16 protein-coding genes are annotated in these 17,446 nt (G+C 64.2%); 1 reads left to right on the top strand and 15 read right to left on the bottom strand.

Annotated elements, in window-relative coordinates; genetic code table 11:
• Window positions 1-3 precede the first annotated feature (3 nt).
• From GTH22_RS03425 to GTH22_RS03365, 13 genes are all read right to left on the bottom strand, one after another.
• A complete protein-coding gene (locus GTH22_RS03425) occupies window positions 4-1,050 on the bottom strand; it encodes a branched-chain amino acid ABC transporter permease (protein ID WP_252943202.1) in 1,047 nt (348 codons plus the stop codon).
• Complete coding sequence (locus tag GTH22_RS03420) at window positions 1,050-1,922, bottom strand: branched-chain amino acid ABC transporter permease (protein WP_252943201.1); 873 nt, start codon at window positions 1,920-1,922, stop codon at window positions 1,050-1,052. The genes GTH22_RS03425 and GTH22_RS03420 overlap by 1 nt, the downstream gene beginning before the upstream one ends.
• A gap of 2 nt (window positions 1,923-1,924) precedes the next feature.
• A complete protein-coding gene (locus tag GTH22_RS03415; RefSeq protein WP_252943200.1) occupies window positions 1,925-3,769 on the bottom strand; it encodes a long-chain fatty acid--CoA ligase in 1,845 nt (614 codons plus the stop codon).
• Window positions 3,766-4,542, bottom strand: a complete 777-nt coding sequence (locus GTH22_RS03410) for an ABC transporter ATP-binding protein (RefSeq protein WP_252943199.1) — start codon at window positions 4,540-4,542, stop codon at window positions 3,766-3,768. Before GTH22_RS03410 ends, GTH22_RS03415 begins: the two co-directional genes overlap by 4 nt.
• Window positions 4,539-5,303, bottom strand: coding sequence for an ABC transporter ATP-binding protein (locus GTH22_RS03405; protein ID WP_252943198.1), 765 nt, complete (start codon window positions 5,301-5,303; stop codon window positions 4,539-4,541). Before GTH22_RS03405 ends, GTH22_RS03410 begins: the two co-directional genes overlap by 4 nt.
• 42 nt (window positions 5,304-5,345) lie before the next feature.
• Window positions 5,346-6,575 (bottom strand): CaiB/BaiF CoA-transferase family protein, encoded by a 1,230-nt coding sequence (locus GTH22_RS03400; RefSeq protein ID WP_252943196.1) that lies wholly within the window; start codon window positions 6,573-6,575, stop codon window positions 5,346-5,348.
• Window positions 6,576-6,619: 44 nt separating this feature from the next.
• On the bottom strand, window positions 6,620-7,582 hold the full coding sequence (locus tag GTH22_RS03395; protein ID WP_252943194.1) for an SMP-30/gluconolactonase/LRE family protein: 963 nt from the start codon (window positions 7,580-7,582) through the stop codon (window positions 6,620-6,622).
• Between the two features lie 225 nt (window positions 7,583-7,807).
• Window positions 7,808-8,944 carry an acyl-CoA dehydrogenase family protein gene (locus GTH22_RS03390; protein ID WP_252943192.1) on the bottom strand — a complete coding sequence of 379 codons (1,137 nt, stop codon included), beginning with the start codon at window positions 8,942-8,944 and terminating at the stop codon, window positions 7,808-7,810.
• 17 nt (window positions 8,945-8,961) lie between these two features.
• Window positions 8,962-9,786: an enoyl-CoA hydratase/isomerase family protein gene (locus GTH22_RS03385; RefSeq protein WP_252943190.1), complete on the bottom strand. Its 825-nt coding sequence runs from the start codon at window positions 9,784-9,786 to the stop codon at window positions 8,962-8,964.
• Window positions 9,787-9,798: 12 nt separating this feature from the next.
• Window positions 9,799-10,974: a thiolase family protein gene (locus GTH22_RS03380; protein WP_252943188.1), complete on the bottom strand. Its 1,176-nt coding sequence runs from the start codon at window positions 10,972-10,974 to the stop codon at window positions 9,799-9,801.
• 60 nt (window positions 10,975-11,034) lie between these two features.
• Complete coding sequence (locus GTH22_RS03375) at window positions 11,035-11,436, bottom strand: Zn-ribbon domain-containing OB-fold protein (RefSeq protein WP_252943187.1); 402 nt, start codon at window positions 11,434-11,436, stop codon at window positions 11,035-11,037.
• Entirely contained in the window at window positions 11,433-12,668 is a 1,236-nt protein-coding gene (locus GTH22_RS03370) for a thiolase family protein (RefSeq protein ID WP_252943186.1), read from the bottom strand. Before GTH22_RS03370 ends, GTH22_RS03375 begins: the two co-directional genes overlap by 4 nt.
• Window positions 12,669-12,682: 14 nt before the next feature.
• A complete protein-coding gene (locus GTH22_RS03365) occupies window positions 12,683-13,153 on the bottom strand; it encodes a MaoC/PaaZ C-terminal domain-containing protein (protein ID WP_252943185.1) in 471 nt (156 codons plus the stop codon).
• A 465-nt stretch (window positions 13,154-13,618) separates the two neighbouring features.
• On the opposite strand from GTH22_RS03365, the gene GTH22_RS03360 reads away from it, so the two are divergent.
• Window positions 13,619-14,569 carry a LysR family transcriptional regulator gene (locus GTH22_RS03360; protein ID WP_252943184.1) on the top strand — a complete coding sequence of 317 codons (951 nt, stop codon included), beginning with the start codon at window positions 13,619-13,621 and terminating at the stop codon, window positions 14,567-14,569.
• 57 nt (window positions 14,570-14,626) lie between these two features.
• Here GTH22_RS03360 and GTH22_RS03355 read toward each other — a convergent pair whose 3' ends face one another.
• Window positions 14,627-16,333, bottom strand: a complete 1,707-nt coding sequence (locus tag GTH22_RS03355) for an iron ABC transporter permease (RefSeq protein ID WP_252943183.1) — start codon at window positions 16,331-16,333, stop codon at window positions 14,627-14,629.
• Complete coding sequence (locus GTH22_RS03350) at window positions 16,330-17,442, bottom strand: ABC transporter ATP-binding protein (protein WP_252943182.1); 1,113 nt, start codon at window positions 17,440-17,442, stop codon at window positions 16,330-16,332. Before GTH22_RS03350 ends, GTH22_RS03355 begins: the two co-directional genes overlap by 4 nt.
• Window positions 17,443-17,446 lie beyond the last annotated feature (4 nt).

The raw sequence follows: 17,446 nt of genomic DNA, 5'->3' as shown, positions 1-17,446 counted from the left end.
GTGCTATTTGGCATAGGGCCACTGCGACCATATGCGTTTGGCTTCCCGCCAGATCCCGGCAAACCCATCCGGTTCGAACCTCAGGAACAGGATGATGACGAGCCCGAGGATCACGCCGCGCACCTCGAGGGCATTGGTCGAAAACACCGCCGTCAGATCGGGTCCGAAAAGTCCGAGCACGAGGCGGATGAGTTCGGGCAACAGCATCAGGATGACCACGCCCGCCACCGACCCCAGCACCGAGCCGAGCCCGCCCGCGATCACCATGGCGATGGCTTCGATCCCGATGAAGGGGCTGAAGTTGTCGACGTTCAGATAGCTCACGTAATGGGCATAAAGCCCGCCCGATATCCCGATGTAGAAGGAGCTGATGACAAAGGCGTAGAGCTTGTATTTCCACAGGTTCACGCCCATCGCGCGCGCGGCGATGTCATATTCGCGAACCGCCAGAAAGGCCCGTCCGATCCGGCTGCGCCCGAGGTTCAGCATGGTCAGCCCCGCCACCGCCGCCACCCCAAGGCAGACGTAGTAAAAGCTGCGCGTGCCGCTCAGATCCACGCCCAGAATGGTCAGGTCCGGCACCAGAATGCCCGCCGATCCGCGCGTCAGGTCGCCGCCCTCCACGATGCCGTGGTTGACGATGAAGGCAAAGGCCAGCGTGGTGATCGCCAGATAGAGCCCCTTGAGCCGCAACGATGGAATGCCGATCACCAGCCCGGCCAGCGCCGCCGCCACCCCGCCCAGCGGGATCGTCACCAACATCGGCAGGCCAAGGTCGATATGCAGGATCGTGCTGGCATAGGCCCCGATCGCCAGAAACCCCGAATACCCGAGCGAAATCAGCCCCGCATTGCCCACCAGCAGGTTGAGCCCGAGAATCCCGACCACCTGTAGGCAGATACTGGTCGCAATCGACAGCCCGTAGGCATCGACCACGAAAGGCAGGACGCAGAGCGCAACGCCGAACAGCACGCACCAGCGCCAGACAACCGCATTGTCCGTGAGTTGCACGAGCCTGCCATAGGAGGCTTGGAAATGGCCGTTTCTCATCAGACTCTCTCAATATCCTTCTGGCCGAACAGGCCCCACGGACGGATCATCAGCACCAGAATGATGATGACGAAACCGGCGATTTCCTTGATGCCCGAGCCGATGTAGCCCCCGGCGAGGTTTTCGATGACGCCGATGACGAGGCCGCCAAGGGTGGAGCCGAGCACCGAATCCAACCCACCCAAAATCGTTGCCGGAAACCCCTTGAGACCATCGGCGTAAAGGGTCGGCACCAGCGTGTAGATCGAGGCGCTCAACATGCCCGCCAGACCGGCAATCACCGTCGACATGACCCAGGCCACCGTCTGCACCCGCCGCACCCTTATGCCCATCAGCATCGCCGTGGTCTCGCGGCTGGCAGTGGCCCGCATCGCGAGCCCGAAACGGGAGTAGCGGAAGAACACGAACACTCCGGCCGAGGCCACCACGAAGAGCCCCGCCATGCAGATTTGCCCGTAAGACAGCCCGACACCAAAGACGTTGACATAGGTGTCCGGAAGCCCGGTGTTGGAAGGTCTCGGCAGGGCGCCCCAGATCAGCACCACCAGCGAGCGCAGCAGGATCGCCAGGCCGATCGTGGCCATCACGATCGAAAAGAGCGGCTCCGACTGCATCGGCCGGATCACCAGAATCTCTACGATCAGGGCAATGGCCCCGGCAATCACGATGGTGGCCAGCACCAGCGGCACAAAGCCAAGGTCGAGATACCCCTGCAATGCGAAGGCCGTGTAGGCGGTGAGCATCATCATCTCGCCGAGGGCGAAATTCACCACCCGGGTCGCCTTGTAGATCACCGCGAAGGCCATGCCGATCAGCCCGTAGAAGGCTCCGACGATCAGCCCGGGAACGATCAGATAAAGGGCAATGTCCATGCTCAGGCCGCTCCGTAGATTTCTTCGAGCTCGCGGGCAAAGCGGGTCTCGATGATATTGCGGCGCACCTTCTGGGTCGCCGTCACCTCGCCGTCATCGTGGTCAAGCTGCTTGTCGAGCAGCACGAACTTCCGGATGTTCTCGACCCGCGCAAAGCGAGCGTTGACCTCGTCCACGATCTTGCCGATCAACTCCCGCACTTCCAGTTTGCCCGCGAGATCCTTGTAATTGGTATAGGCCAGCCCCTGTTGCTGCGCCCATTTGCCGACCGTCTCGATATCGATCTGGATCAGGCCGCCCAGAAAGTTGCGCCCCTCGCCCACCACGATGGCCTCGTGAATGAACAGCGACTCCTTCAGCGCGTTCTCGATCTCGGAGGGCGCGATGTTCTTGCCGCCCGAGGTGATGATGATCGCCTTCTTGCGGTCGATCACCCGCAACTCGCCACCTTGCGAGAACTCCACGATATCGCCGGTCCTGAACCACTCGCCGTCAAACACATCCGCCGTCGCGACCTCGTCGTGCAGGTAGCCCGCGAAGACGGTCGCGGAGCGGATCAATATCTCGCCATCCTCGGCCACCCGGTATTCCACGCCCTCCAGCGGCAGGCCGGAACAGCCGTTCTCATGCCGCTCATCGGTCTGCGAAAACACGATCCCCGAGGTCTCCGTCATCCCGAAACACTGCCAAACCGGCAGGCCGATGACCGCGAAGAACCGGAGCGTCTCGGGAGAAACGGTCGCGCCGCCGCAAAACCTGTAGCGCGAGCGGCTCAGGCCCATTTCGAGCTGCACATTCCGGAACACCACCAGATGCAACAATTTGCGCAGCACCCGGATGCGCAGCGTTGCACCCGTTGTTTCCTCCTGCTCCAGCAACCGCGATCCAAGGCGGAAGGCCCAATCAAAGATCGCCGGTTGCGGCGCCCGCGCCTCCTGCAACTTGATCAAAGCCCCGGCCTGCAACTTCTCCCAGATCCGCGGCACCCCGAGAAAGACCGTCGGCGCGATCTCCCGCAGGTTTTCGTTCACTGTCTCAAGCGACTCGGCAAAATTGACCTCACCGCCGGTCAGCAGGTGAAACACGATCGAATAAACCCGCTCCGCGACATGGCACAGCGGCAGGTAGCACAGCACCTTGTAATTCGTGTTGTCGAGCCCGTAGAGCCCGACAAGAGACCGCCCCGCAGCCACCAGATTGGCCTGCGTGAGCATGGCGCCCTTCGGCTTGCCCGTCGTGCCCGAGGTGTAAACCACCACGCAAACGTCATCGGGCCGCACCTGCGCGATCATGGCGTCCAGCGTCGGTGCACCTTGGTCCTCGGCGCGAATTTTTCGACCGCGCTCAACGACTTCCTCGAAGGACTTCAAGCGCCCGTGCGGGTAGTCCCGCAACCCCCGCATGTCGATGCACAGAATATGCGTCAACTGCTCCAGCGCGCCTTCCGCCTCTTCTGCGTCCAGCACCTTGTCGACCTGCTCCTGATCGGTGCAAACGATCACCCGCGACCCGGAATGCTCCACGATATAACGCAGCTCGGGCCAAGGGTTTGTGGGATAGATTCCCACCACCTTGCCCCGGAGCGCCTGCACGGCGAGGTCGGCGACCAGCCACTCGGGCACATTCTCCCCGGCAATGGCCAGCGCATCCTGCTCCCCGAAACCGAGGTCTTTCAGGCCAAGCGCGAAGGCTTCGATCCGCTCGCGATACTCCGCCCAGGTTACCGGGTTCCAGATCCCGAAATCCTTCTCGCGCATGGCGACGGCGTCGGGGCATCTCTGCGCCCACTCCAGCATCAGGCCGGGCAGCGTCTCGGCGGTGGCGTTTGGCCGGCGCGATACCCTCATGCCGTCATCTCCTCTGCGCCGACATAGGCCTCGATCACACGCGGGTCGGCAGAAACCTCTGCCGGAGTGCCCTCGGCGAGCAAGGCGCCGAAGTTCATCACATAAACCCGGTCCGACAGGCCCATCACCATGCCAAGATCATGCTCGACCATCAGGATCGAAGTGCCAAACTCGGCCCGCGCATCCAGCAGGAAACGGGCGATATCCTCGGTTTCCTCAAGGTTCATCCCCGAAACCATCTCGTCGATCAGCAGCAACCGCGCCTCGGTTGCCAGTGCCCGGCCCAGTTCCACCCGCTTTTGCAGCCCGTAGGGCAGGCTCCCCACGACCGCATCGCGAATTTGCTCGATCTCCAGAAAATCCACGATCCGCTCCACCGCCTCGCGGTGCGCAATCTCTTCCGCCCGTGTCTTCCGGGTGTAAAAAGCCGAACCGAGCACCGAAGATTGCATCAGCCCGTGCCGCCCGACGAGGATGTTTTCCACCACCGTTCCGCTGTGAAACAACGCAAGGTTCTGAAAGGTGCGGGCAAGCCCAAGGCCGGTCACACCATGCGCAGGGCACTTGAGCAGGTCTTTCCCGGCAAATCGAATGTCTCCCTCACTGGGGCGCAAAACGCGGGAAATCAGGTTGATACAGGTCGTCTTTCCGGCGCCGTTCGGGCCGATAAGCCCCACGATCTGCCCCTCTTCGACACGCAGCGCCATGTCGGATACGGCAGTCAGCCCGCCAAAACGCTTGGTCAGCCCGGTGACCTCCAGCAGCGCGCTCATGACAGCCACCTCTTGCGGCGCTTGTAATGCTTGATGTTGCGAAAATCGCGTGACCGCCCGCCATCCGAGAGGCCAAGATAGAAATGCTTGATGTCGTCGTTCTCGAGCAGTGCGGCGGCGGTGCCATCCATCACCACGCGCCCACCTTCCACAACGTAGCCGCGGTCCGCGATGTTGAGCGCAACCCGCGCGTTCTGCTCGATCACCAGCACCGAAATGCCCTGATCCCGCCGCAGCTCCACCAGCGTTTCGAAAATCCTCGCCACGATCTGCGGCGCAAGCCCCAGCGAGGGCTCGTCCAGAACCAGCAACCGAGGCCGCGCAATCAGGGCCCGCCCGAGCGCCACCATCTGCTGCTCGCCGCCCGACAGGAACCCTGCCGCCACATTGCGCCGCTCTCGCAGCACCGGGAAGCGGTCATATATCTCTTCGACAGCGCCCCGCAGCTCGCCCTTGGGCCGCCTGTGACCGCCGACCAGCAGATTCTCGGCCACCGTCAGGTCGATGAAAAGCTGCCGCCCCTCAGGCACCTGCACCACCCCCGCCTCGACGATGGCCTCGGGTGGCAGTTCGGCAATCGAGCGGCCCTCAAGCCGGATATCCCCGCCGATGATCTTGCCGTCCTCCGGTTCAAGAACGCCAGACAATGCCTTGAGAACCGTTGATTTTCCGGCACCGTTCGGCCCCAGAAGCGCAACGATCTGATTGGCCCCGACCTCCAACGAAACATCGCGAACGCCCTGAACGGCTCTCCCGTACATCACCTGAAGGTTGCTTACCGTGAGCACAGAAACCTCGCTGTCTCAAACCTTGGCATTGGAGGTCCCGCCTTTCGCGCCCTCGGCGCGCCCGAGGATCACGGCAATCTCGTCCTGCGACAGCGAGGTCATCGCGCCAAGCACCTCGTAGGTGTCTTCACCCAGTCTGCGGCTCGGCGGAATCGTCATCGGGGTGAGCCCGTCAAAGCGCATCGGCGATTGCTGCACGATGATCTCGCCATATTCCGGGTGGTCCTGATGCTGAAGCGCACCCCGCGCGTGCATGTTCTCGTCATGCACCACCTCATCGAGGTTGCGCACCGGGGCGCCGGGCACACCGGCCTCCATCAGCGCCGCGAAAATCTCCTGCTTCGTGCGCGTCCGCGTCCATTCGCCAACGATGGCATCCACCTCGTCGATATGCGCCACCCGCGCCGCCAGATCGCCAAAGCGCGCATCCTCCTGAAGCTCGGGCTTTCCCATCAGGGTGCTCAGCCGCTGCCAATGCACCTCACCAACGCAGATGATCGCCACCCAGCCATCCGATGCGGGGTACACGTTATAGGGCGCCTCGGCCATTCCGGCATGGCGGTTTCCGGTGCGCGGCGGCGCGTCCTTGCCGCCATGCCCACCCCACCACAGCCCCAGACTGGAACTGAGCGAGGCATAAACCGCATCCTGCATCGCAACCTCCACGCGCCGGGCGGTGCCAGTCTTCTCGCGGTCAAAGAGCGCCGTCATCACTGCCGAATGCAGATGGATGCCGGCAAAGAAGTCGCAGAGCGCCGGCCCGGCCTTGACCGGCGGGCGATCGGCGAAGCCGGTGGTTTCCATAACCCCGGAAATGGCCTGCACCGTGAGGTCCATCGCCGGATATTTCTTGTAGGGGCCGGTGCTGCCGAAGCCCGAACTGGCGGCGTAGATCAACCTCGGGTTCAACGCCTTCAGCCGGTCATAGCCAAGCCCCAGCCGGTCCATCGTGCCGGGCGAGAAGTTCTCCACCAACACGTCCGCCTTGCCGATCAGCTCCAGAAAGGCCTTGCGCCCCTCTTCGCTCTTGAGATCGAGCGCGAGCGATTTCTTGGCCCCGTTCAGCATCGCAAAGGGCAGCCCGGCGCCCCCGACCACGCCGCGTCGCCGCAACGATTCCCCGCCCGGCGGTTCAATCTTGATCACCGTCGCGCCGTTCAGCGCCAACAGGTAGGTGCAATAGGGGCCGTTGTAGATCTGCGTGAGATCCACGACCAGAAGGCCCTCAAGCGGAAAGTGAGACATGGTGGCCTTCCTTTGTGGATATGTGGAGCGCGTGCATCTTCGACTCAGGACCAATGCGCCATCGGGTAGCCCGCTACCGGCACCTTCAGCGCCATGATCCCGCTCAGGCCGAGCCCCCCGATATAGAGGGTCTTCAGATCGCTGCCCCCGAAGGCGAGGCTCGAGAAGTTCGCCGCCCGCTGGCCCTTCGCCTCCACGATCATGTCGCGGGTCATGCGACCCTGCGCATGGGCCTCCGCGATCCTGTCGAAATCGGGCGATAGGTCTTCAAAGATCACCTTCCATTCGCCGTCCGGGCCGAGCCGGATCAGCCGGTTGGACACCACGCAGGCCGACCACAGCCCGCCCTCTGCATCAAAAGCCAGCCCATCGGGGAAGACCCCTTTGGGATAGTTCGTGCGATGCGGGTTCGACAGGCTGCCATCGGCGCCAAGGTCATAGCGGGTCGTCCGGCAGGCGAAGGTCTCGTTGACATACAGATGCCGCCCATCCGGCGAGATCCTCAACTCGTTGGTCCATGTCAGCCCTTCGGCCATCACCCGCACCACGCCGTCCTCCAGCAGCAGGATCTGCCCGGTGGTCTCCTCGGCGGTGAAAAAGCTGTGGTTGCGCGACGAGGCGCTCACCGTGATCCATATGCGCGCGCCGTCGATCAGCACAAAGTTCGCCGGCGGGATCGGGCGGCCCTCAACCTCGCGCGCCACGGCCACCGCCTCGCCGCGACGGCCAACGCGCCAGACGCCCCCCGCTGCGCCGAGATTGGCAAACAGAAACTCGCCCTCCCCGGTCATCGCAATGCCATTGGGTAAAAAACCCTGCCCGATCAGATCGGCCTCGATCGCGGGCGCAACCGTTCCGTCCGGCGCCACCTCGGCGATGCCCAGTGTCCAGTCACCCGAATAGAGCCTGCCATCGCTGGCCGCCAAAACGCATTCGGGCCGGTTCAACCCCGCGCCGATCACCTCGAGGTCCTCGGCAGAAAAGGGCGAAATCTCTGTCAGTGTCATACGATCATCTCCCTGTGCACCGCCCGGCCCCGGTCCGGGCGCTTCGGCGTTTTCGCCGGGGCCTGCCGCCTCGTGCATTTCGCGGGCGCGCATGCTCGCTTCTCAGGATCGGCCTCCGAGGGGGTTCACTCAAGCCCTGCAACGGCAATGCACCGTTGCAACATTATGCCTCGAAAGCCCCGGCAGGCGGTTTGCTGCGGCGCCCGAAGGCGCCGCACGCAGCCCCTAAAGGCCCATTTCCTTGGCAATGATGGTCCGCTGGATCTCCTGCGTTCCCCCGCCAACCATGCCGTGCTTGGCCTCGCGGAAGTATCGCTCCATGTCATACTCCGCCAATTGCGCGTAGCCGCCCAACGCCTGCATTCCGTTGAAGGCGATGTTGAAGGCGGTTTCGGCGGCCAGAACCTTGGCCATCGACACCTCCTTGAGCGCGTTCTCTCCCCGCGCCAGCCGGGTCGCGGCATCGTAAACCAGCAGCCGCGCCGCCGAGAGTTCCGCCTCGTTCTGCGCCATCCGGTGCTTGAGGACCTGGAAGGAGGAAAGCGGCTTGCCGAACTGGGTGCGCTCCTTGGTGTATTTGATGGTGTCATCCAACGCGGTGCGGGCGTTGCCCACATAGGAGGCCGCAAGACTCATCCGCTCGAGCTGAAGATGGCTACCGATGATCTTCCAGCCCTCGCCCTCCTTGCCCAGCGTGTTGGTGACAGGCACGCGCACATCGGTCAGGAAATATTCGGTGGTCCCGAGGCTCTTGCGCACCATCGTCGGCATCTTCTTCATGTCGATGCCCTTGGTGTCATTGGGCAGCAGGATCGTGGTCATCCCGCCATAACGGTCCTCTCCGGTGCGGGCGAGCAGAACGATGGTCGTGTTCGGATGATGCGCCCCCGAGCACCAGATCTTGTTGCCGTTGATTACCCACTCGTCGCCTTCGCGCACCGCCTTGGTGCGCACCGAGGCCGCATCCGACCCGGCTCCGGGCTCGCTGATCGACACGCTGAAACGCAGATCGCCCGCCAGAAACCCCGGCACGTATTTTTCCTTCTGTTCCTTGGTGCCATTGGTCGCGATATTCTGAAGCGTGAACATCGAGGTGATGAAACAGGCGGTAAAATCCAGACTGAACTTCGAGATCGCCTCCACGAAGATCGCATACATCACCGGGTCAAGCTCCAGCCCGCCCAGTTCTTCGGGCACGAGCAGGCCAAGCCAGCCCTGCTCCGCAACCTTGCGATAGGCCTCCTCGGGAAACTCCCGCGCAGCTTCCTTCTCGCGGGTGTATTCGCGGCCAACTTCGTTTTCCATGAAGCGGTCCAGCGTGTCGCGCCACATGCGATGCTCATCGGTGAAACGGAAATCCATTGCTCTCTCCTGACGTTTCAGCTGCCGCGTTCCGTTTCCGGACGATTGTATCGCGGTGTGCGTTTTTCGATCGCAGCGTCGACCCCCTCGCGGAAGTCGGCGCTGTATTGCAGCGTGTGGGTGGCCCAGTAGCTCATGTTCAGCGCCCCCGGCAGATCGCTCTGCCAGCTGGCGCGCAGCAGCTGCTTGGTCGCCATCAGCGCCTTGCGCGGCTTGCTCGCGAGGCGCGAGGCCAGCGCCAGAGCTTCATCCTGAAGCCTGTCATCTGGGACCACGCGGTTCACGATCCGCCACTCCAGCGCCTGTTCGGCAGTGATCAGATCGCCGGTAAAGGCCAGCTCCGCGGCAAGGGCGCTGCCCACGAGCCGAGGCAGAAACCACGCGCCACCATTGCCCGGCGCGAGACCGAGGTTGATGTAAGTCTCGCCAAACCGGGTCGAAGTGCCCGCAAGGCGCATGTCGCAGGCAAGGCTCAGGTCAAACCCGCCCGCCGTCGCAGCCCCGTTCACCGCCGCCAGCGTCGGCAGGCTCAGCCCGGCAAGCCGCTGGGTGAGCGGATGGAGCAGCCGCGCATTATAAGGCTCTTCGAGACGGGGCAGATCGTTCTCGACATAGGCCTGCATCCCAGGAAGGTCAGCCCCGGCGCAGAAGTTGCGGCCTGCGCCGGTGACGATGAGCACGCGCACCTCGGTGTCGGCCTCCACCCTGTCGAGGGCCGCCATCAGATCGCGCACAAGCTCCGGCACCACCGCGTTGCCGCGCTCCGGCCGGTTCAACGTGAGCCGGGCCACCCCCTCGGCGGGACTTTCCAGAATGGCCGTTTCCATCTCGCTGCGTTCCATCGCCCTGCCCCGCTAACCCGCTGCCAGAATTGTCGAAACGCCCACCGCATAGGTGCCGCCAATCCAGCCGCCGGCATTGGCCGCCAGCCCCACGCGCGCGCCCTCCACCTGCCGCCCGCCAGCCCGGTCCCGCAGGTGCTCGCAGATCTCGAAGAGCTGCGCGCATCCGGTGGCGCCCAGCGGATGCCCCCGGCTCATCAGCCCGCCGCTGAGGTTGACCGGGCAGCGCGCGCCAAGCTGCGTGGCACCGTCGCGGATCAGCCGGATGCCCTCACCCGGACCACAAAGCTGGAGATCCTCATATTGGATCAGCTCCGCAGGGGCGGCGGCGTCATGCAACTCGACAAGCTGCATGTCGTCCGGCCCCAGCCCGGCGGTCTCATAGGCAAGCCGTGTCGCATCGCCCAGCGGGCTGGATCCCTGCCCGCGTCCGGGCGCGATATGGCTCGCCAGCACCCTGATCCCGGCAATCCCGCGCGCCTTGGCAAATTCGGCCGAACACAGCACGAGCGCGGCCGAGCCATCGGTGATCGGCGAGCACATAGACAGCGTCAGCGGCGGCGCAATGGCGCGCGCGCCAAGCACATCCTCCATGCTCTGCGAAGTCTGGAAATGCGCCCTCGGGTTCAACTCGCCATGGCGGCGGTTCTTCACCGCAACCCGGGCAAAATCCTCCGCCGTTGCGCCGTATTCGGCCATGTAGTCGCGGCCTTCCTCGGCGTAGCACTCCATCAGTGCCGATTGTCCCGGCGCCGATGTGGCGGCGTCTTCCTCGCCGATCTCCGCAATGTCCATCGACCCACGCAACGCCTGCACCGAGCGCTCGCGGATCTCGTGCGAAAGCTGCTCCGCGCCAAGCGCCAGAACCACATCCGCCGAGCCCGCCCGGATCGCCTCGATCCCCAGCATCACCGCGCTGCTGCCCGAGGCGCAGGCATTCTCGACATTGATCACCGGCACCGCGTTCAGCGGATCATGCCGGAACGCCACCTGACCACGCACCATGTCCTGCCGCGTCACGGTCGCGCCCGCCGCATTGCCGAAGTAGATCCGGTCGATATCCGACACCTCCAACCCGGCGTCCTTCAACGCCTCGCCGGCAGAAGCTGTCGCCAGCTTCCGCAAGCCAAGGCCCGGCGTCTTGCCGAACCGGGTCATGCCGGTGCCTGCGATGATTATCTCGCGCATTGCTGCCTCTCCTCTGTCATGGGCCCGCGGCGGCCGGGCCGCCCCGGACGCATGGGGTGTTCACGTATCGGCAAGGGCGAACCATGCGACCGGACGTTCCTTGCCGCCCGCGGGGGGCTCGGGCGCAAATTCCACCGGCGCATCGCAGGCGTATTTGTCCCAGTCTCCTGTCGCGGCATCCGGCGCCAAACGGCCCATCAGCTGCACGCCTTCCTCCAGTTTCACCACGCCAAGCCCATAGGGCAGCTCGTCCTCGAAACCGGCGGGCGGCACGGCGCGCACGATGGTGAAGGTGTGCAGCACACCCTTGCCGCTCGATACCGTCCACCCAAGATCATCTGAGCCGCAGGAAATGCAGCGGTGACGGGGATACATCATATGCGTTCCGCAGGCCTGGCAGGTCTGAATGCGCAGCTCTCCCTTGCTCAGTCCCTCGCGAAATCCCTCGACGATAGCGCTCATTGAATCTCTCCCTTCTCGATCCGCTCCAGCAGAAGCACCTGGGCGTCCATGTAGCTGCCGCCCGATCCGCCGATGATGCCCCGGCGGGCGTTCTCGACCTGTCGCGGCGCATCGGCGCGATGCAGCAACTGACGGATGCCTTCGACCAGCAGCGCCATCCCGCCGCCCACGCCGGTATGACCGGCCGAGAGCAGCCCGCCGTTGGTGTTGATCGGCAGCTTGCCCCCTGGTGAGGCATGACCGGCCCGGCAAAACCGTGCCCCCTCGCCCGGCGGCACAAGGCCCAAGCCCTCGAGCCCGATCGTCGTCACCGCGGCATAGCTGTCGTAGATCTGGGCGAAATCGGCTTCTTCTGGCCCCCAGTCGGCATGGGTGTAGGCGCGGTCTGCCGCCACCTTCCAACCCAGCGTGGCCGCGTCGACTTCCTGCCCGAGGCTGTAATGGCTCACACAGCCGCCCGAGGCATTGATCCGCACCCAGCTGTCGCTGTGCTTGGCGGCATTCTCGGCGGTGGTCATCACGAAGGCCGCGCCGCCATCGGCGAGCATCGGGCACTCCTTGGCGTGCAGCGGATCGCAAACCATCTTGGAAGCGATGATCTCCTCGATCGTCAGCTTGCGGTCTCGATACATCGCGTTGGGGTTCAGATTCGCCCAGTCGCGCAGGGTCACGCAAACCGAAGCCATGTCCTCCGGCGTCGACCCCGAGACCTCCATGTAACGCTGGTGGATCATCGCGCCGATGGCGTTGAAGGTGATCCCCGAGGGCTGCTCCCACTCCTGCGGAATGCCGTTGAGCGTGAGCATCGTCACCATCTCGGTCAGATCGGCCGACCCCCAGCGCTCCGCTTGAAGCACCAGCACGTTGCGCGCATGTCCCGATGCGATCAGCCCCGAGGCGATCCGCACCGCGTTGTCGCTGGTCGAGCCGCCGGAATGGGCCATCATGCTCGCCTTCGCCTTGCGCGAAAGCCCCAACTCCTCGACCATCCGCGAAAAGATCAGATCGGCCTGATCGGCAAAGGAATGCAGACAGGGGATCAGCAGGATGGTGTCGATATCGTCCCGCGTCATCCCGGCGTCCTTGATGGCACGATGCGCCACTTCGGTCAGATCACCGATAAACGAGCGATCCGGGTAACGCCCGGACGGGATTTCTCCGACCCCGACAAACACCGGATCGTTCGGCGAACGCTTGTCGGTGGAGAGCTTGGGCAATGTCTCGGTACTCATATTTGGCTGTCTCCTCAGGCAGTTTTCTTCTTGGCGAGCATGGTCTGCAAAAAGCTCATGACCTGCTCGTCGCGTTGGTTGATGACGGCGTAGCGAACCGCGATCAGCCCCGCCTTGTCGCTCTTGCTTCCATCGGCCAGCTCCACCACCGCACGCACATGCAAGGTGTCGCCCGGCAGCACCGGGGCGGTCGCGCGAAGCTCGGAAATCTCCTTCAGCGCCACGATCGCGTCGCCGTAGTAGCCGGTCATCCCCACCAGCCCGACGGCCAACGAAAAGGTCAGCGGCCCGTGCGCGACCCGCGACTTGAAGCGCCCCTCCGCACAGGAGACGGCGTCAATATGGAGCGGGTAGAAATCGCCGGTCAGCGCGGCGAAGTTGAGGATGTCGCTCATCTCGACCGTGCGCCGCCGCGTCGTCACAACGTCGCCCTGCTGGAAGTCCTCGAAGACCTTCTCCACCGGATCGCTGAATTCTCTCGCCATAGCCAAGGGCTCCCTCTTTCCGCAGCTCCGGCGCGGACCTTCAGACAAGCATCGCCCGGCCCCGGAAACACGCGGTTGCCGGGCTCACCGAGCCAGATCGAAGCCTTCGGAAAGGTCGGACCGGCAGACATCGCTGCCCAAATCTTTCTCTCGTCCGAGGATACACTTTGCCCCCCCGGCAGAAAGATCGCACTGCGCAACGCAGCATTACGTGCCCCGCCGCCTGGCCAATCGTGCTGTCCCGGCGGCCCGAAACGCCCTTCCACGCAGGCCCGAAACGTAGGCAGTCAAGATGCGCGCTTGCTTTTTGAGTAATAAGGAGTAACTTGCAAAACCATAGGTTCTGATAGAAAACTCATCGGTTTTCTGAAGCGCGGTGCGCGGGGGCGGCTTCACCGAATTGTCTTGGGGAGAGACAGGTGAAACAGGCTCCCTGATCGTCACCGCCTGACCAGGGAGGAAGACATGGATACATTGCACAGCCTGCGTCATTTCGCAGAAGCGGTTCGAGTCGGCAGCCTGTCGGCGGCGGCGCGCGAACTGGGCATATCGCCCGCAACGGTGTCGCGCAGCATCGACAGCCTCGAGCGGCAACTCGGCTTTAACCTACTGGCCAAGACCAGCCGCAAGCTCGGTCTGACCGAGGCCGGGGAGGCCTATCTGCCCAAGGTCGAACGGATTCTCGCCGATCTCGAAGAGGCCACCGCCTACGCCAAGGGCGTGCATTCCGAGCCGAAGGGCATGCTCAAGGTCCACTCCCGCGTGGCCATCGGCAACATTTGCGTGGCCCCGCTGATCCCGCTATTCCTCAAGGAAAATCCCGAAATCTCGGTCTCCATTTCCATGACCAACGAGCATAACATCGACATGCTTAAGCACGGCATCGACGTCGACATCAGAACCGGCGTTCTTCAGGATTCCATGCTGATCGCCCGCAAGCTGGCCGACTCGCGCCGCGTTATCGTCGCCAGCCCCGAGTATCTTGCCATGCACGGCGAGCCGACCACGCCCGAAGAGTTGAAGGCGCACAACTGCATCGTCTGCAAGATGGATGCCAACCCGGTGGTCTGGCGCTTCCGCGATCCGGGCGGCGAGGAATACGTCATCGAACCCGAGGGCCAACTCACCACCGACAACGGCTCGATGATCCGGCGCTCGCTGCGAAGCCATGTCGGCATCGGCCATATGACCGACTGGTCGGTGCGCGAAGACCTCCGCAGCGGGCGGCTGGTAGAGATCCTCACCGACTTCGAAGTCACGGTCGACGACTTCAACCACGGCATCTACGCGGTCTTCATGCCCAGCCGCAGCCAGTGCAAGAAGGTCCGCACCTTCATCGACTTCATGGTGGAAAGCTTCAAGCGCCAGTCCTACTTCGATCAGCAGGCCCCGCTCGCCCTCGCCGCTGGCGAATAGTCGCCACGCAGCGGGCGGAGCGCTCAGGGCGCGCGGGCTCACCCCCGCGCGCCTTTTCTATCTGGAGCGCCGTGTCAACACGATCGAAAGCAGCACGATCGCCATCATCGAAAAGGTGACCACCGTGGCGAAGGCCGCCAGCGGCGGGAAAGACCCGTTGGTCCACAAATCGAGGATCACGAAACCCGCTACCGGATTCCGGCTGCCCGCCAGCATCGACGAGGCGGTGATGTCGCCCGCGATCAACACGAACAGCATGGTCCAGCCCGCCATCAGCCCCGGCGTCATCAGCGGCAGCGTCACGTTGAAAAAGCTGCGCCCCAGCCCGGCCCCGGCCACCAGCGAGGCTTCAATCAGGCTCGGGCCAACCTGCACAAGCGCGGCATTGCTGGTGAAGGTGCTCTGCGGCGTGTAGAGCACGATATAGGCCATGAACAGGATCGCCAGCGTGCCATGCAGGTAAAAGGGTGCTCCCGCATAGGCGGCGATGAAGGCGATCCCGATCACCAGATGCGAAAGCGCCGCCGGCAGCTTGGTCACGCCATCCACCAGCGCCGCCCGCCGCCTGCCCCGGTTGCGGTCGACCCAGTAGACAATGACCGCCGCGATGAACATGCCCACCGTCGCCCCTGCGATGCCAAGCGCAAGGCTGTTGCGCAACCCATCGGTGACAAAGCTGCTGTCGAAGAGGTCGCGGTAATTGTCGAGATCCAGCCGCGCCCAGATCACCTTCGGGGTCCAGAAGGCCTGCAGGCTGACAAGGATCAGCGCCCCCACCGGCAGGACCGAGGCGATCAGCACGTAAAGCCCCACCATGATCCGCGCCGGCCAGCGCAGCACGCCAAGCCGCACCCGCGCGACCCGCTGGCCCTTTCCGGCGATGGTCGCAAAGGCACCCCGCGCCAGCACCCGGCGCTGCACCCACCAGCACAGGCCAATGGCAGCCAGGATGACCATGCCGAGGATAAGCGCCTCCCCGGTGCGCGGCGGATAGGAGACCGTCATCAGATGCACGATCCGCACCGAAAGCACCTCGATCCCGGCCTGCCCGCCCACCACAAGCGGCACCGAAAAAAGCGCCAGCCCGGTGATCAACGCGAGGATACCCCCGGCGATCACCTGCGGCAGCACCGCCGGAAGCGTCACCGTCCGGAGCGTGGCGAAGGCCCCCGCCCCGCTAACCCGCGCCGCCTCTTCCAGCGAGGGGTCGAGATTGCGCAGCGCCGCAGTGACGGTCAGAAAAACATGCGGCACCAGATAGATGACATAAACGAAGATCAGCCCCTTCATCGAAAAGATGTCGATGATCGGCACCTCCATCGTCATGCCGAAGCGCTCCAGAAGCGCCGCCGTCCACGCGTTCACAAACCCAGACCGGGGCGCCGCCAGCAGCACCCAGCCGATGGCACCAGCAATCGGTGGCACCATCAGCGGCAACACCGGCAACGCCGCGCCGAGCGTGTTCAGACCAAGGTCGCCGCGCTCCGTGAGCCATGCAAAAAGGCTGCCGATGAACACCGCCAGCACCGAGGCCGTCCCAACCGCCAGCAGCGTATTCGCCAGCAAGCTGCCCAGCCCCGACTCCGCCACCGCCTGAAACGCCTCCACCGCAAACCGCCCGCCCGGAAAGAAGGTCGTCAGGAAGACATTTATCAGCGGATAGAGGATCATCGCCGCAATGGTCAGCGACAGCAGCCCGGCAAACAGCGTAAAGCCGCCGTGCCAGCGCCTGCGAGGGGCGGCAGTGCTGGCCGCGCCCGTCATGCAGGCTCTGCCGCAAACAGCATCGGCCCGTCCGGCTCGATCAGGCAACTCACCTCGGTGCCCACAGCAAACCGCGTGACTGCCCCGCCGCGGATCAGCAAGGTCAGCACCTCGGGACCCGCGGTTTCAAGCTGCACCACATGTTCCATCACCGGCCCCAGAAAGGCCGAAGACACCACCCGCCCATGCAGCCCCTCCGCGCCACGGGGCATGATGCGCCACTGCTCGGGGCGGCTCAGCAGGATCGCATCCCTGCCACCGCCTCCGGGCGGCGGCGCCGCAACCCTCACCTGCCCGGCCGGCGTTGTCAGCGCGCCGCCCTCGCCGATTTCCACCGGCAGCTCGTTGGCGGTGCCGATGAAACGCGCCACATCCAAGGTGGCCGGCTGCGCATAAATCTCTTCGGGAACGCCGTATTGCACCACCTGCCCGGCATCGACCACGGCAATGTGGCTGGCCAGGGCCATCGCCTCTTCCTGATCATGGGTGACGTAAAGCGCGGTAAAGCCGAACTCGCGCTGCATCGTCAGGATCTCCAGCCGCAGGTGCTCGCGCACCTTGGCATCGACGTTCGAAAGCGGCTCGTCGAACAGGATCAACGGATCGCCGCACACCAGTGCCCGCGCCAGTGCAACGCGCTGCTGCTGCCCCCCGCTGATGGCTGAAGGATAGCTCGGCCCAAGATCGCCGATATGCATCTTCTGAAGGATCTCCGAAACCCGCCGGTCCCGCTCGCCTTTCGCCACGCCGCGCATCCGCATCGGGTAAGCCACATTGCGCGCCACCGTCATGTGCGGCCAAAGCGCATAGCTCTGAAAAACCATGCCCACCTGACGCCGCTCCGGGGCCAGATCCAGCCCAGCGGCACTGTCGAACAGCGGGCCGCGCGGCACCGCAATCCGCCCCTCGTCGGGCGTTTCCAGCCCGGCCACGGCCCGCAGCAAGGTGGTCTTGCCGCAGCCGCTCGGCCCCAGCAGCACCACGAAGTCCCCCTGCCCGACCCGCAGCGACACATCGTCGATCGCCCGGACCATCCCGCCATCGGACCGGCGGAATGTCTTCCTGAGGCCAGTCACCTCCAAGGCCAGCCCGGAGGTGGCCTCTGCCATGCTT

It is taken from the genome of Oceanicola sp. 502str15 (assembly GCF_024105635.1).
Classification (GTDB): Bacteria; Pseudomonadota; Alphaproteobacteria; order Rhodobacterales; family Rhodobacteraceae; genus Vannielia.
This window is presented reverse-complemented; position numbering and strand designations above follow the sequence as displayed.

Bases quoted from the DNA above. Each gene is read 5' to 3' on its own strand.
- GTH22_RS03390 (WP_252943192.1), bottom strand. From the start codon at position 8,944: ATGGATTTCCGTTTCACCGATGAGCATCGCATGTGGCGCGACACGCTG.
- GTH22_RS03370 (WP_252943186.1), bottom strand. From the start codon at position 12,668: ATGAGTACCGAGACATTGCCCAAGCTCTCCACCGACAAGCGTTCGCCG.
- GTH22_RS03415 (WP_252943200.1), bottom strand. From the start codon at position 3,769: ATGAGGGTATCGCGCCGGCCAAACGCCACCGCCGAGACGCTGCCCGGC.
- GTH22_RS03360 (WP_252943184.1), top strand. From the start codon at position 13,619: ATGGATACATTGCACAGCCTGCGTCATTTCGCAGAAGCGGTTCGAGTC.
- GTH22_RS03405 (WP_252943198.1), bottom strand. From the start codon at position 5,303: ATGTACGGGAGAGCCGTTCAGGGCGTTCGCGATGTTTCGTTGGAGGTC.
- GTH22_RS03395 (WP_252943194.1), bottom strand. From the start codon at position 7,582: ATGACACTGACAGAGATTTCGCCCTTTTCTGCCGAGGACCTCGAGGTG.
- GTH22_RS03365 (WP_252943185.1), bottom strand. From the start codon at position 13,153: ATGGCGAGAGAATTCAGCGATCCGGTGGAGAAGGTCTTCGAGGACTTC.
- GTH22_RS03420 (WP_252943201.1), bottom strand. From the start codon at position 1,922: ATGGACATTGCCCTTTATCTGATCGTTCCCGGGCTGATCGTCGGAGCC.
- GTH22_RS03400 (WP_252943196.1), bottom strand. From the start codon at position 6,575: ATGTCTCACTTTCCGCTTGAGGGCCTTCTGGTCGTGGATCTCACGCAG.
- GTH22_RS03425 (WP_252943202.1), bottom strand. From the start codon at position 1,050: ATGAGAAACGGCCATTTCCAAGCCTCCTATGGCAGGCTCGTGCAACTC.
- GTH22_RS03385 (WP_252943190.1), bottom strand. From the start codon at position 9,786: ATGGAACGCAGCGAGATGGAAACGGCCATTCTGGAAAGTCCCGCCGAG.
- GTH22_RS03410 (WP_252943199.1), bottom strand. From the start codon at position 4,542: ATGAGCGCGCTGCTGGAGGTCACCGGGCTGACCAAGCGTTTTGGCGGG.
- GTH22_RS03380 (WP_252943188.1), bottom strand. From the start codon at position 10,974: ATGCGCGAGATAATCATCGCAGGCACCGGCATGACCCGGTTCGGCAAG.
- GTH22_RS03350 (WP_252943182.1), bottom strand. From the start codon at position 17,442: ATGGCAGAGGCCACCTCCGGGCTGGCCTTGGAGGTGACTGGCCTCAGG.
- GTH22_RS03375 (WP_252943187.1), bottom strand. From the start codon at position 11,436: ATGAGCGCTATCGTCGAGGGATTTCGCGAGGGACTGAGCAAGGGAGAG.
- GTH22_RS03355 (WP_252943183.1), bottom strand. From the start codon at position 16,333: ATGACGGGCGCGGCCAGCACTGCCGCCCCTCGCAGGCGCTGGCACGGC.